Annotated in this window: 10 protein-coding genes; 8 read left to right on the top strand and 2 right to left on the bottom strand. The window is 42.8% G+C overall.

Going from position 1 to position 14,027, the window contains the following annotated elements:
* Nucleotides 1-85: 85 nt before the first annotated feature.
* Complete coding sequence (locus K0625_RS16415; protein WP_220110682.1) at nt 86-3,592, bottom strand: PAS domain S-box protein; 3,507 nt, start codon at nt 3,590-3,592, stop codon at nt 86-88.
* Entirely contained in the window at nt 3,592-4,515 is a 924-nt protein-coding gene (locus K0625_RS16410) for a phosphate/phosphite/phosphonate ABC transporter substrate-binding protein (RefSeq protein ID WP_220110681.1), read from the bottom strand. The genes K0625_RS16415 and K0625_RS16410 overlap by 1 nt, the downstream gene beginning before the upstream one ends.
* 368 nt (nt 4,516-4,883) lie before the next feature.
* Here K0625_RS16410 and K0625_RS16405 point away from each other — a divergent pair, with 368 nt between their 5' ends.
* From K0625_RS16405 to K0625_RS16370, 8 genes are all read left to right on the top strand, one after another.
* Nucleotides 4,884-6,269 carry a SpoIIE family protein phosphatase gene (locus K0625_RS16405; protein ID WP_220110680.1) on the top strand — a complete coding sequence of 462 codons (1,386 nt, stop codon included), beginning with the start codon at nt 4,884-4,886 and terminating at the stop codon, nt 6,267-6,269.
* Nucleotides 6,262-6,654, top strand: coding sequence for an ATP-binding protein (locus K0625_RS16400; protein WP_220110679.1), 393 nt, complete (start codon nt 6,262-6,264; stop codon nt 6,652-6,654). Before K0625_RS16405 ends, K0625_RS16400 begins: the two co-directional genes overlap by 8 nt.
* A gap of 352 nt (nt 6,655-7,006) precedes the next feature.
* Nucleotides 7,007-7,348 carry an STAS domain-containing protein gene (locus tag K0625_RS16395; RefSeq protein WP_220110678.1) on the top strand — a complete coding sequence of 114 codons (342 nt, stop codon included), beginning with the start codon at nt 7,007-7,009 and terminating at the stop codon, nt 7,346-7,348.
* 61 nt (nt 7,349-7,409) lie between these two features.
* Entirely contained in the window at nt 7,410-8,672 is a 1,263-nt protein-coding gene (locus K0625_RS16390; RefSeq protein ID WP_220110677.1) for a polysaccharide biosynthesis/export family protein, read from the top strand.
* A 19-nt stretch (nt 8,673-8,691) separates the two neighbouring features.
* Nucleotides 8,692-10,098 (top strand): GumC family protein, encoded by a 1,407-nt coding sequence (locus tag K0625_RS16385; protein ID WP_220110676.1) that lies wholly within the window; start codon nt 8,692-8,694, stop codon nt 10,096-10,098.
* A 19-nt stretch (nt 10,099-10,117) separates the two neighbouring features.
* Nucleotides 10,118-11,374 (top strand): O-antigen ligase domain-containing protein, encoded by a 1,257-nt coding sequence (locus K0625_RS16380; protein WP_220110675.1) that lies wholly within the window; start codon nt 10,118-10,120, stop codon nt 11,372-11,374.
* A gap of 227 nt (nt 11,375-11,601) precedes the next feature.
* Nucleotides 11,602-12,966: an oligosaccharide flippase family protein gene (locus K0625_RS16375; RefSeq protein ID WP_220110674.1), complete on the top strand. Its 1,365-nt coding sequence runs from the start codon at nt 11,602-11,604 to the stop codon at nt 12,964-12,966.
* Nucleotides 12,956-13,999 (top strand): glycosyltransferase family 2 protein, encoded by a 1,044-nt coding sequence (locus K0625_RS16370; protein ID WP_220110673.1) that lies wholly within the window; start codon nt 12,956-12,958, stop codon nt 13,997-13,999. Before K0625_RS16375 ends, K0625_RS16370 begins: the two co-directional genes overlap by 11 nt.
* Nucleotides 14,000-14,027 lie beyond the last annotated feature (28 nt).

Below are 14,027 nucleotides of genomic sequence, written 5' to 3'. Positions count from 1 at the left end.
CCTTACCCCACCTTTCATGTTATTTGCACAAAATTTAAAGATAAGCTTTTCATCGAAAATGAAAGGACTGCAATAAAAGTGCTCTTTAAGCTATAAACCTGTCTTTAAATGCCTTTACCGTTTCGCCACCCACTTGCTGAACGGCTAAAAAACAGAACTCTATATTGTTCTCATCTTGCTCTCTGGCACTTTTTTCTAGATTTTTTGCAACCTTGTAGAGAGCTTGAGCACCAAAACTACCTGAGCTACTTTTTAACGTATGAGCTTGATTATCTATCTCATGGTAATTTCGATTTTTCATTAAGGTTTTTAACACCTCTAGACGTTCAACAGTTTCAGAAAGATAAACCGAATACATCCCCTCAACAGATTCTTGACCAAGTACATCAAACAGTTCAGAGATAACCCCTTCATCAAACAAGTTATCTTTCAATGTTTCCGTTTCACTTTCTATCTCAGCCATAGGGGGGATAATCTCAACTCCTTCATCATTAAAGCTTATGTCCTCATCTAGATGTTCACAACTTTTTGACTCATTAATTCTCACTTCATTTTCTGTAGAATCAATCACTCGCTCTTCATCAGCGATAGTGGGCAACCACTGCTCAATACTTCTAATTAAGTCATTCTTATTCACAGGTTTAGGAACAAAGTCCTTCATACCTACCCTTAAGCAGCTATCCATGTCCTCCTGTTGAACATTGGCGGTCATGGCAAGAATAATGGTATCAGGTTGACTCAATAAAATAAGTTGCGCAGCCTCAACACCATCCATTTCCGGCATTCGCATATCCATCAAGATCAAACCGTAGCTTTTTTCCGCAGCCATGCTAACCGCCTCAACACCATTATTTGCAAACTCAACGTCATATCCGGCCTTAGTCAGCATGGCGCCCGCAACAAGCTGATTTGACAGACTATCTTCAGCTAACAGCAACAACTTATTTTTAGGCGTCATATCGGGTAATAGGATATCTGTACTGCTCTCTTTTTTGTTTAGGTAACTCTTACTTAATAAACCGAGTAAAATATCTCTATTTAGCGGTTTATATATCACCTGCTCCAGACCAAGTACTGACAGCTCCTCAGATATATTTGGACCCAAACTCGACACCAGCAAAGCGAGTATCCCCTCTTCAAATAGAAAGTCTCGCTTTAGTAAATAGACCAGATTTTGATCGACCTCAGGCAAACTGGTTTCATCAATCAAGATTAAATTAAAGCGTCCCTTCACCTTTTCACTTCCAACTAAAGTTGAGATATTTTCCAAGCTGTCACAATGCACACCATATTGGCAGTACTGCTTACGAGCTAGCTCAACCACGGTTTTATCTGGATGGATCAACAGTACTCTTGAGTGTTGGGGAAGATGATAGAAATGATTTAACTCACTGGAGTCTTGCTGTAAACGAACATCAAACCGAAAGCAGCTACCGTGACCTAACCGACTGCTTAGCTCAATCTTTCCCCCCATCATAGTGATCAATTCAGAGCAAATAGCTAAGCCTAATCCCGTTCCTTTATAACTCGTATTATGTTGGTCATGAACTTGACTAAACTCTTGAAATAACTTCTCTTGTGCTGAAAGGCTTACCCCAATCCCCTCATCAGTCACCGTACAAAAGAGCTGCACCTCCTGACGGTGGCTATCAGGGATCCACATCTCAACAGAGACACACCCTGAATCAGAAAACTTTATCGCATTATCCACCAAATTATGCAGTACTTGCCTTAACCTTTGAGCATCACCTTTAACGATCTCTGGTACATTTCGATTGATAAAAGTGGCAAGGTGTACCCCTTTATCAGTCGCTTTAGGCGCTAAAATCTGCATCACTTGAGACACCAACTTAGCAGGAGAGAAACTCTCACTTTCCAAAGCCATCTGACCCGCTTCGATTTTAGAGAAATCCAAGATATCATTGATAGTACTGAGTAGTGCCGTGCCAGCTTCTCTGGCCGTTTGCGCATAGAGCCTCTGCTCCTTATTCAACTTAGAATCTAAAAGTAGCTCTACACTGCCTAATACTGCATTTAATGGAGAGCGGATCTCATGGCTCATGGTGGCAAGAAAACGAGATTTTGCCTTACTCCCTGACTCGGCCTCCTCCTTCGCATTCTTTAATTGCAACTCATATTCCATGCGACTAGAGATATCATGGATAAAAGCGGTAAGAAATATATCATCACCCAGTTGAACAGGTATCATCTTCAGCTCAATCGGCAGCATACTTCCATCAATTTTCACCGACATTAACTCAATACTCTTTTTAATTGCCGGCCCATCCCCTGTACGTCTAAACTCCTCTAAACCTTGCTTAAAACAAGCTTTCTCAATATCAGTAAAGATAACTTCAGCAAGTAGTTCACCAGTTACTCTCTCTTTCTCATGTCCAAAAAGTTGGCAGGCAGCCTCATTAAACTCCTGAATTTTACCAGTAATATCAATTGTTATTAGCGCATCTTGGCTCGCTTCGAGGGTGGCTAATAAAATAGATTCTGTTCGTTGAGCATCGATCTCTTTTCGTTTGATATCGCTGAGATCTTTGACTAAACCTAGTAACATGATCTCCTTTTCTATGGTCATCTTAGAAACAGAGAGCTCAATAGGGAAAAGTGTGCCATCTTTATGTAGCGCCATTAACTCTCTTCCATTTCGCTCAATAGCCTCCCGCCTCCCTTCAATAAAACGTTTCAAAAACGCATCATGTGTATGTCGCTCATAACTCGGCATAAAAATAGACACATTTTTACCGACAATCTCATCCTCCATATAGCCAAAGAGTCGGCATATTGCAGGGTTGACTTGAGTAATAACGCCATCAACATCGATAATGATAAAGCCATCGACGGCAGCAGAAAGGATGGTATTTAAACGGGTATTCGCCCCCTCTAACTCCTTTGCTTTTGCCTCCACCTTCTCAATCATTCGGTTAAAAGCTCGCGTCGTTTGTCCAATCTCATCCCTGCTCGTCACTGGAATTTGTATTCCAGTTTCACCCTGCAAAATTCGATTCGAAGCCGTTTTCAACTCGCTTAAGTTACTTGTCAGATAGTGGCCTAAAAGCCAAGAAAACAGAGCAACCAATACCATCTCCAATCCTGCAATGGAGAAAAAACGTGTTGTAGCGCCGATTAGAAACTGATCGAACTCATGTACACTAATGCCCAGTTCAACATAACCGAAGTGATAGCCTGACTCTAAAATTTCTGCCTGAACAGCTAACACTCCGTTGCTCAGTTCTGGCATCATCCCAGAGGGGTTATCACCCTTTTTCGCCTCTAAGCCAACTTTGCCAGATGAGATCTCCCCAACCTGCACTAAAAGCGAGTTTCTATCATAGATATTGACGTATAAAACTTGATTACTCTCCAATAGTTCATTGGCAAGCACTTGCAATGTGGACAGATCGGTACTTATCACAGCATCTTTAGTCGCAGCAGCAAAAAGCGTCACTATGGCATCGGCTCGTTTAACTATCTCAGCTTCATTAGAGCTCTTTAGGTAATCAACACTGGTGTACACCAATAGCAGGAGCAGTGCTCCTTCAATAAAGGCGATTCCAAGTACCGTCTTTAACCTAAAGGACATTATCTATCCTCCATGTTATTTGACTTTCCTTCCCTCTCTTTGGCTTGTTGCTCTAATGGCTTAGAAAAACTGCCTAAGCCCAACGCTCTGACATCATCCCAGTCACTGTTGCTTGCCTGCTCAAAACGACTAAAGCCTAAGCGCTCTAGTGCTTCTCTCCCTTCAACACTTGAGGTTAACTCAAGCATTTTAAGCTGCACCTCCTCAATTAAACTCTTCGGAACTCGAGGATGAACGGCAATAGCATGCGGGGTATAACCAGGGGTGACCCAAAGAACTCGTAACTGCTCAGTTACCTGTTTATCCATGGTCTTAAAGGTACGCTTAACCCCTCCCCCAGCAGCCACAATACCTTGGGCTACCGCTAAATACACAGAGTCATGGGAGCCAACGTACTTCACTTTCGCCTCTATATTTTTTAGTTTTAAATTTGCTCTGGGTAACACACTGGCAGCAAAAGCAGCTGGTGCGGGATAAGCAAGCTGGTGATTTTTCAATTCGTCTAGTGTTTGAATCGGTGAATCTTTTCTTACCACTATGATCCCTTTAATCTGTTTTCCTTTCTGCTTAACCAAAGCTTGATAACCAACAGAGTCATGAAAAACCGTATAGTGATAGGGGTTCATATACGCGATGTCATACTCACCTTGAGCCAATCGCTTTTCGAAAGTGGGGATATCTCTTGCAGTAGCAAAACGCAATTGAAAATTAGCATTTTGCGACATGACCTCAAGAACCGGAGACCATAGCCTTGCTAACGTACTAGCCGCTTGTTGAGGCACGACACCAAAAGTTAAGATCACAGGCTCATCTGAATGCAAACTATCATTTTTACTCTCAATAGGTTGAGCGTTAACAGTTAAGTTAACACTACAGATAAACGTTAATAATATAAGCCGTTTAAACAGGATTGATATACTCACTTCACACCTCCTTACTAGCGCCATCTTTCAGTAGCTGAGCAAAGCGTATGCCATTAAGAGTGTTTACGCCGACCCAAGCCCATTGCCAGTATTAAATAAGTCGAAATGATATTTTAAATTAACGTCAAACCTATGATACTTAATATGAAAATTGACAAGCTTCTTCAAGCTTAGTAATAGATACTGGAATTTTCAACATCAAACACCTAAGTGCAATTTGCAACAAGGCTAAATCCAGCTTCACAATAATAATTCAGTAAAAATAGATCCCCCCTTCATTAACATTCAAATAGTTACCAAGACTGCGGCTATTCCATGGCATAAGTATTGCTTTAACCTAGTATCGGCAAGCTCGATGGAGCAAGACTATGCTAGATAGCTTATTTAAATTTCAAACCGAAAATCTTAATATTTTGATCGTTGAAGATACTCAGAGTGAGCGTTGCTTTATCGCTAAACTATTGCAAAGCATGGGACTTCACGTAAGCAGTTGTAGCTCTGCTGAACAAGCAATACTTGAGTATGAAAGGCAAGAGGTAGATATAGTGATCAGCGACTGGAGAATGCCAGGGATCACTGGTCCTGAACTTTGTGAGCATTTAAAATCGTTGCCCTTTCCCCCCTATATCATATTGTTAACTTCCAATAACTTAGCGGAGCATATGATCCAAGGCATAGAATCTGGTGCAGATGATTTTATCTCTAAACCATTTGTACCTAGCGTACTAAAGGTCCGCATCTTAGCCGCAGCACGAATTGTTAAACTTCAACGTAAGTTAACTCATAAAAATAGTGAGCTTAATACCGCTCTGGCAAACGAGCATGAGTATCTTGAGCAGATACAGAGTGACATGAAAAGTGCAGTGAAACTGCAAAGCTCTCACCTGCCATCATCAAGTCACTTGATCAATCAGTGGCACTTAGCCACTCGGTTTAACCCCGCACAGGAGCTCGCTGGTGATATTTTCCAATGCATAGAGATAGACAAGACCCATATTGGGTTTTACCTACTTGATGTGACTGGCCATGGCATTGCCGCCTCAATGCAAAGTTTTACCTTAGCTCAGCAACTTAGTTGCAGTAGCTGTGATTGGGAAAGTTTAAACCCAGCGTTAATTATCAATAAACTTAACCAAGACTTTGAAGATCCTGAAAATAATGGACGATTTGCAACGTTAATACTTGGTATTGTAAATAGCTTAACTGGAGAGGTTAAGCTAACCGTTGCTGGGCATCCCCAGCCCATATTATTAGACGATACGGGTGCGAGGTTAATGGAGTTAGATTCAGGACTTCCCTTGGGAATCGATAAACAATTCAGCTACCGATATAGCAAATTCACCTTAAAAAGCCACCAACATTTAATGCTTTACTCGGATGGATTATATGAATCACAGCACCCAAAGTTCGGTGAGTTTGGCATCACTCGATTAGTTAAAAGGTGTGATCAAGCTCATTCACTCTCTCCCGAATCCCTATTGCACCATCTCAGTCACTCAATAGACCTCTGGCAGCAAAAAAAACCACAAGATGATATTTCGATGATGCTGCTATCTGCGCCAAGTCTCTTCAAACAGAGCCGTACACTGGATAGTGCCCCCGTTAAAGAGCTCTACTTTTCTCATGTAGCAACCGAAGATCAGACTTTTAAGAATGAGGCAGATATCAATGAGGTATTGCCTATACAGCAACCCCTTTCAAAAGCACCAATAACTTCAGCTTCAGACTGTATCTCTCGGAGGATATATGAATAGTCTCAAATTAAATTTATCACATTGCGTTTGGAACAGTAACTTACTGTGTAAAGAGCTGGAGCAGTTTCTGGAGCAAAACAGTGTTCAATCACAGCAAAAGTTTAAGGTGATCACTTGTGTAATGGAAGCACTCTCTAATGTCCTTGAGCATACTAATAGTCAAATCGAGGAAATTATTGTTATTTTGCACTGCAATAATGATCGCATTACCGTAGACCTTTTAGACAACTCACCCTACACACCATTAGACGAGCAAATCTCCTGCCCTTCACCACTATCCTTGTCTGGGCGAGGACTTTGGATCATGCAAAATTGGATGGATCAAGTCAGATATCAGAGCTCAGTCGCAGGTACACACCTAAGGCTGAGTCTGTTAAGAAGTTAATATGAATGATGCATTTTACCGGAGTTTAAAAACGCTAGAGTCCTGCCGTCTCCGCGTTTAACTCCTCACTTGAATCATCATTCCCCTTTCATCCCCAGTCACTAGACTGAACACAAATTAATTCAACAAAATCAACTCTTCACTCTAAATTTATCGCCAATTCTCATGTTGCATTCTGCATCGCAGCAATTTGCATTCTGATAGATATCAGTAAAAAGGCGTTATGGAAATAACTTTTTATCTTTATATTCAACAGGATAAGAAATGGCCTAAGTTGTGCAATAACAAAAGTAACCAGACAATAAATACCCTAACGCCTTAATACTCAATGTGATTCTCTAAGGAGCTTAATATGAAATTCTCTCCATTAGCACTCAATAATGCATGCCTAGTTACCCTGCCTAAAGAGATGGTGATAACCCAAACTCCGACACTTAGAGCCGCCATCACGCATCAGATAGAAACCGGTTCAAATAAACTCGTGTTAGATCTTCATCAAGTTGAATTCATCGACTCAAGTGGGTTATCCGTTTTAGTTTCCGCTCTCAAGTTAACTCAGAAAAAGGCAGGAGAGATTATATTGCTCTCTCCAAGCTCTGGGGTAAGGGCTTTGATTGAGCTAACTCGCTTACACCATGTATTTGCTATCTATGAAGATAGAACTGCCGCGATTGAACATATTTGTGAGCAGTAAAACGAGTTTGCAACAACACTATCAAGTTACCAAAGGCATAACTAACAACGGAGTCTCAGTCATGAAAACTACTCGCCTTCTATTTCTGAAAGCACTCCTTGTTGTCGGGGTGATAAACCTATCCGCTTGCATCACCCCCACCATATCCCATAGGGATAATGTTTGCCAAAGTGACAAAAAGAAACAAACTCCCAACCAAATGAGCAGCGAGAAAAAGTCTCAAACTTGTCACTACTACGGTAATAAAATCCCCTACATGAGAGGGTATGCCACAGAGGCAACAAGTAAAAATGCCCCCACGGCTAACACCATTACATCAGCTTCAGACTATGCCTCATTTACTAGACTGTTTAACACACCACTCCTATCTGTGGGCGATAGAGTGAGTATCAAAATATTAAATGGTGACGAGTTTAGTGCAAAAGTCGAAGTTAATGCAGACGGTTTTATCTACCTTCCCTACCTGCCGGCCTTAACAGCCCACGGGGTATCTATCCCCTCACTTAAAAAGAACATTAAACAGCTGTTAATCGATGAAAATTTGATGCTTGAGGGTGCGATCAGATTAAGTATTACCCCCCTAAGATGGGCGCCCATTCAGGTCAGTGTATCTGGTGCAGTATTTGAACCTGGGCTACACAGTATCAACCGTAAATCAGATACAGAGATCAAAGATGATGATGGCGGGCATTCAGGTGATCAAGCCGCAGGCAGAAGCATCTATATGGCCTTAAAGGCATCTGGCGGTATCAGCCCAAATGCCGACATTAGTCGGGTAGTGATCACCCGAGGTCGGCATATTATTGAAGTAGATCTCACTGGGGTAATTAATGGAGACCCTGTGCCTCGCCTAACATTAATGGCCGAAGACCATATTCATGTACCGCAAAATAATCACTTTGACGACTCACTCGCTAGACCATCACAGATCACCGCGCCAGGTATTCGTGTTTTCATCTCTAACCTGACTCAACCTGCAAGCAGTAATGCTCAATCTGCCGTTGATACAGAAGCAACTCGATTCCCCTACGGAACACGGTTATTAACTGGTGTCATTGGTGGTAACTGTGTTGGGGGGGCTCAAAGTACCAATGCAAGTAGGCACGTTATACTTGTAACAAAAAATCCTATAACTCAAGAAGTTGATGTCGTTGAACGCTCTGTTGAACTCCTGATGTCACAATCTTGGAAATCACACATAAACCCCGTACTACTTCCTGGTGACGGAATAGCTTGCTATGACTCAGGTGTTACCAATATACGTGAAATAGCACGAACAATAACTGAGATCATTGTTCCTGCCACCTTACTCGGCATACTTTAACTAAGGACAGGGAAGAAAGATGAAAAAACACCATCCCAGTCAGCTGCTCTGGTTAAGACGAGCAGCAGTCAAAGGAAGCAGCCTTCCTGTTAATGCTCGTCGATGGGTTTATATCAAGACAGCAATTGGAGCACTAACGCTCATCTGGAGCTTAGTCACCTTAGTGCTAGTCATGAGTCCAACTCGTTTTGAAAGTAAATGGACCTTAATTTTACCCGGTGCTGGTGCTGGTGCGCTCGTTAATCTCGACAGCATAGGCCAAGCCACCAGCACGAATAGCTCTCCCTACGCAAGCTCCGCCATTGATCCTCGTGAAAACTATAAAGCGCTCTCTATGAGCAGTGTGTTGATTAATGCTGCCGCTAAAACAATCAAAATTCCTAATTATAAAATGGGGAAACCTAAGCTTAAACTGCCAAATCAAACGGGACTGATGCAATTTACCATAAGTGGACCCAGTGCAGAGGGCGCCCAAGAAAAAGCCTGGGCTCACTACCACAGCTTACAAGCTCTACTGTCCAGATTAAGAGATGATGAAACACAACAGAGAGAAAATGGCGTTAAAGTAGGACTCGATGGCTTTGCAAATAAAGTCAGCCAGAGTCAGGATAAAATCCTTAGTTTTCAGTCTCAAATAGGGCTGGTCTCGCTGGACCAATTTAAGGAGCTTGCGCTTACTATAGAGAGACTCAGACACAATAGAGTCAATATGGTATCAAAACTTCAAGGGGTAATAGCCAGCCAGAAGATGCTTGAGATGCATCTTTCACTCAACGCCAAGCAAGCTGCAGATCTACTGAAACTGAAAAATGACCAACTCTATCAACAACTCTTGGTGATCTATACTCAAGCAACGACAACCTTGGCTGAGTTCTCAGGTCGATATGGAAAGAAACATCCACAAGTGATGACTCAAAAACATCAACAAGATGCACTATTTCAGGCGTTAAAAAAGCGCTGCAAGATACTTTTGGGCTACCAAGATGATGTCTTGATGCTTAAGCTCTCTGCAGATGATATCGACGGCCGGGCTCAGTTAATGAGACAGCTCATCTCTTTAAACACTGAAGCTGAAGGATTAAATCAAGAGATAAAAAGTTTAACAACCCAGATTGCCGCATGGGATACCCGACTGGAAGACAGTAACGATGATGCCGCTAAACTCGAAGATCTTCATAGAGAACATCAACTCGCCACCGCTGTATTTACTTCAGCCTTAGCAAAACTTGATATAGGAAAAGCTGATATCTATTCCGCTTACCCACTCATTCAACTGCTCGCCCCACCATCACTGCCAGAAAAGCCAAACAAACTCTCCACCATTCTAGCGCTCCTTGGTGGGATCATATCCTCCATCTTCTGCTTAGCTGGATTAAGTATTCTCTGGGTTAGAAAGCCTATTTTGCAAAAAATATTGATGACTTAATCTATCCAAAGGAGTCTCTATGGGGAGCAAACGATTTAACCCAGATCCCGTGTCGATGAATACAGATGAGAAAATTATCTGGTACAGCATCACCTATACCTACCTGTTCTGGGTGCTGGGCGCCATGTATATCGTCGCCCCAGTCATAGGCTGGATACTCCTGTTGAGAATGGCAAAACGCTATATATTTGAACGAGAAGACTTCGTCATTACCCCAGCTCAACTTTGCTGGATATTTGGCATGTGCATCATGCTGATCGCTCTCGTCATCGCACACTTCGACTTTGAACTCGGGATCCCAAAATTAATCAAGTCCAGCATAGGTTGGGCAAAAGGCTGGGCACTTCTCGCCGTTTTTCCACTTTTAGGCTCATTAAAAATAAGACCAGAACTTATCTATCGCGCCTGCTGTGTTGTCAGTAAACACACCCTTATTATCCTTCCTTTCTGTATTCTCGCTTGGCTTGCAGGCCTACCGAGTACCCTATATGTGTCTCCCCTGAGTATCATTGGTGGCCCTGGCCCTGAGTTTTTCAGCGTTAGCCTTTACGAGATTGACCCCGGTAGTGGTACTCCTAGATGGCGACTCTTCACCCCGTGGGCACCGGCTTTAGGCATGATGGGAAACCTTTTTCTGAATTTTGCCATTCAGGAGAAAGAGCGTCGCTATAAGGTATATGGGATCTTAGGTAGCTTGGTTATGGTCTTAGTCTCTCAGTCACGCTTAGCCATCGTATGTTACTTGCTGCTACTTGGTTACTTTGCCTTTATTCGCTGGCACAAGTCCCCTTGGCTCTACTTTGTCGCTTCCCCCTCCGCCTTAATATTAGGACTCTTAGGGGTTCATGTGCTCGAAAAAATAGAGCTGAGTATCTCAGCGATAAAATCTGCAAGAGCGGGGTCAACTCGAGTTAGGGAACATCTAGGACAGATTGCACTACAGCGATGGGCTAACGAGGCTCTCGTATGGGGCCATGGTATCGTGGAGCGAGGCCCGCATCTTGTGGAGTATATGCCTATTGGCTCTCATCATACTTGGTTTGGCCTACTCTTCGTTAAAGGCTTAGTAGGCGCTATTGCACTAGCGCTTCCTTTAATCTGCAGTCTACTCAGTTTAATTAGCGAAATATCAAAGTCCCCAGTCGCGGCTTCTGCAATTGCAGTGCTATTACAGTTGTTTCTCTATACCTTTGGGGAAAATTTAGAGATCTTAGCCTACCTGTTCTGGCCAGGGTTGGTTATTGTCGGTATTGCACATAAACGAAAAGGTCAATAAATAAACTCTCAACTAAAAAGGTAATTGCAAATACTGATAATAGGATTGCAATTTGCAACACGGCTAATGGATATCAATAGCAAGCTGCAACCAACTCATCAGAAAATCACAGTCGGCTAACGAAACTTTAGGGTTACCGCCTTACTTTCAACAACTTAGCAAAACACCAACCCTTGGCATGAAATCTGTATTACTTTACCTAGACCCGGTATCAGCAAGGTTTATGTATGAGCCAAGTACTAAAACAACAAACAGATCCCACAATACAGCAAGCTAAGAGTCGCTTCTCAAAAAGCCTCTTCTGGTTGGGATCGGCTCAAGTCATGGGACGTGTTGTACGCCTAGTTTCCAGCATTATTTTAGCCCGGCTATTTACCCCTGAAGTGTTCGGACAAGTCGCCATTATACTGACCTGTTTTGAACTCATCTGTACACCCACTAGACGGATCACCTCTGCATCACTCATCAAGACGAACGACGATGAGCTAGCTGCATCACTCCCAAATGCAAATAAAATAAATTGGTTTGCATCAATCACCGCATTTGTTGCCATGAGCTTACTCAGTTGGCCTCTCGCATTTTATCACCAAGACACGATCATAATCGCGCCTATGATACTCATGGCAACAAGCTATCTCCTGCTTCCTATCGGTATGTTGCATGCAGCAATTAACCTTAGAGCAAATAAAATGCGTGTTGTTGGCCGCGCAATTTTGTGGCAAACCGTAGGCGATGGACTCCTAACCGCCACATTTGCACTATTGGGATGGGGGATTTGGGCCATTATATTGCCAAAGGTGCTGGTTATACTGATCTGGATAGCTATACACAGGTACCATAATCCACTTCCCAAATCTAATAACCACAGTGTGAGTGGCTTGCCTATTCCTAAAATGTTTAATTTTGGATCTATGGTTGGTTTGAGCGATCTGAGTATCTCGTTAAGACAAAACATCGACTACCTCTTAATCGGCTACTTTCTTGGTTTAGAAGCTTTGGGGATCTACTTCTTCGCGTTTAACACTAGCTTAGGAATAAGCCTTGGCATTATTCAAAGTTATGGAACAGCGCTCTATTCCCACCTTTGTGGCGCCAAAAAAAAGCAACAAAAAGTCATCGCCTCACATGAGCTTAAAGCGCGCTACAGTCACTCATTGATATTGATCTTAAAAATAGCCATTCCAGTGATTGCACTACAAACCCTTCTCTCTCCAATTTACTTACCATTAATCTATGGCAGTAAATGGATAGAAGCTGGTGCTCTGCCTGTATTTATTCTTCTCTGCCTAAGTGGTCTGGTAAGGCCCGTAGGCGAAGCAGCAAGCCAGCTACTCATTAGTCTGAACAAAAGTCGATTAAATCTCAGCTTTAACCTCGGCTTTACACTACTGCTAGCCATAACAATCGCGGTCTGCAGTCAGTGGGGCTTAGTGACTGTGGCCCTTGGGATCTTAATTATTCACCTTCTCTGCATGCCAGCCCTTAGTTTTTACATTCAACAGTTCATTCTTAGTAAGCAGGCAATCTGCACTGAAGAGGGACTCAAAAGCCATTCGAAACGTTTTAATCAGGAGGTTCACCATGACGCCTAGAGTATCTGTAGTAATGCCTATCTATAATGTGCAGCACTTTGTTAAAAGCGCGATAGATTCAGTACTAAGCCAGTCATTTACTAATTTCGAGCTTATTCTGGTTAACGATTGCTCCACAGACCAAAGCCTCGCGATATGTAAAACCATACTCGATCACCGGATCCGTATCGTCAACCATGAACAGAATAAAGGCTTAGCCGCAGCTCGCAATAGCGGGATCCGCCATGCTATCGGAAGGTATGTCGCCTTTATCGACTCAGACGATATGTGGCATAAAGACAAGCTAAAAATGCATGTTGATCACCTAAACGACTCCCCAAGAGTTGGGATCAGCTTCTCACGTTCAAGTTTTATGGATCATAAGGGCAAGAGAACGGAATTTTATCAGATGCCTCAACTTAAAGGGATCACAGCCGCCGATCTACTGTGTCGTAACCCCGTTGGTAATGGCTCCGCTCCCGTTATTCGCCGTGAAACCCTGAATGATATTCGCTTTCAAGCGCTAAACCACCCTGAGCATTACACCTGCTATTTCGATGAAAGATTTCGCCAATCAGAAGATATTGAGTGCTGGTTAAGAATTGTCGCTACCACTCACTGGAAGATGGAGGGGATCCCTGAGCCATTAACCTATTACCGCCTGAATCAGCAGGGGCTCTCTTCTAATATCATTAAGCAGTTAGCATCTTGGGAGTCGATGATAGACAAGGCTAAACTTTACGCTCCAAAACTCCTTGCAAAGCATGAACATAATGCAAGAGCCTATCAACTCAGGTACCTTGCGCGACAATCTATTAGAAATGGCAGTGGTAAAGCAGCCATCAGCCTGATGAACCGTGCACTTACTGAGTCTCCCTCAATAATGATCAATGAAACAGCCAGAACACTCGTCACCTTTACTGCCGCCTATCTACTCTGGCTACTGCCTTCATCCGTTTACAAGGTTTGCGAGAGCATAGGCCAGACTCTATTAGGTTTTGTGCAGAGAAATCGCATCAGTAAAGATGGCGTTAAGTCATCAATGTTGTCTTAAAAGAAAAAAGACGGGCTTCGCCCTCCTA

It is taken from the genome of Shewanella nanhaiensis (assembly GCF_019457885.1).
GTDB classification, from domain to species: Bacteria; Pseudomonadota; Gammaproteobacteria; order Enterobacterales; family Shewanellaceae; genus Shewanella; species Shewanella nanhaiensis.
The sequence above is the reverse complement of the archived record's forward strand: the minus strand, read 5'-3'. Positions and strand labels throughout refer to the sequence as shown.

Coding starts and splice junctions, on each gene's coding strand:
- K0625_RS16415 (WP_220110682.1), bottom strand. CDS start 3,592: ATGTCCTTTAGGTTAAAGACGGTACTTGGAATCGCCTTTATTGAAGGA.
- K0625_RS16405 (WP_220110680.1), top strand. CDS start 4,884: ATGCTAGATAGCTTATTTAAATTTCAAACCGAAAATCTTAATATTTTG.
- K0625_RS16400 (WP_220110679.1), top strand. CDS start 6,262: ATGAATAGTCTCAAATTAAATTTATCACATTGCGTTTGGAACAGTAAC.
- K0625_RS16395 (WP_220110678.1), top strand. CDS start 7,007: ATGAAATTCTCTCCATTAGCACTCAATAATGCATGCCTAGTTACCCTG.
- K0625_RS16390 (WP_220110677.1), top strand. CDS start 7,410: ATGAAAACTACTCGCCTTCTATTTCTGAAAGCACTCCTTGTTGTCGGG.
- K0625_RS16385 (WP_220110676.1), top strand. CDS start 8,692: ATGAAAAAACACCATCCCAGTCAGCTGCTCTGGTTAAGACGAGCAGCA.
- K0625_RS16380 (WP_220110675.1), top strand. CDS start 10,118: ATGGGGAGCAAACGATTTAACCCAGATCCCGTGTCGATGAATACAGAT.
- K0625_RS16375 (WP_220110674.1), top strand. CDS start 11,602: ATGAGCCAAGTACTAAAACAACAAACAGATCCCACAATACAGCAAGCT.
- K0625_RS16370 (WP_220110673.1), top strand. CDS start 12,956: ATGACGCCTAGAGTATCTGTAGTAATGCCTATCTATAATGTGCAGCAC.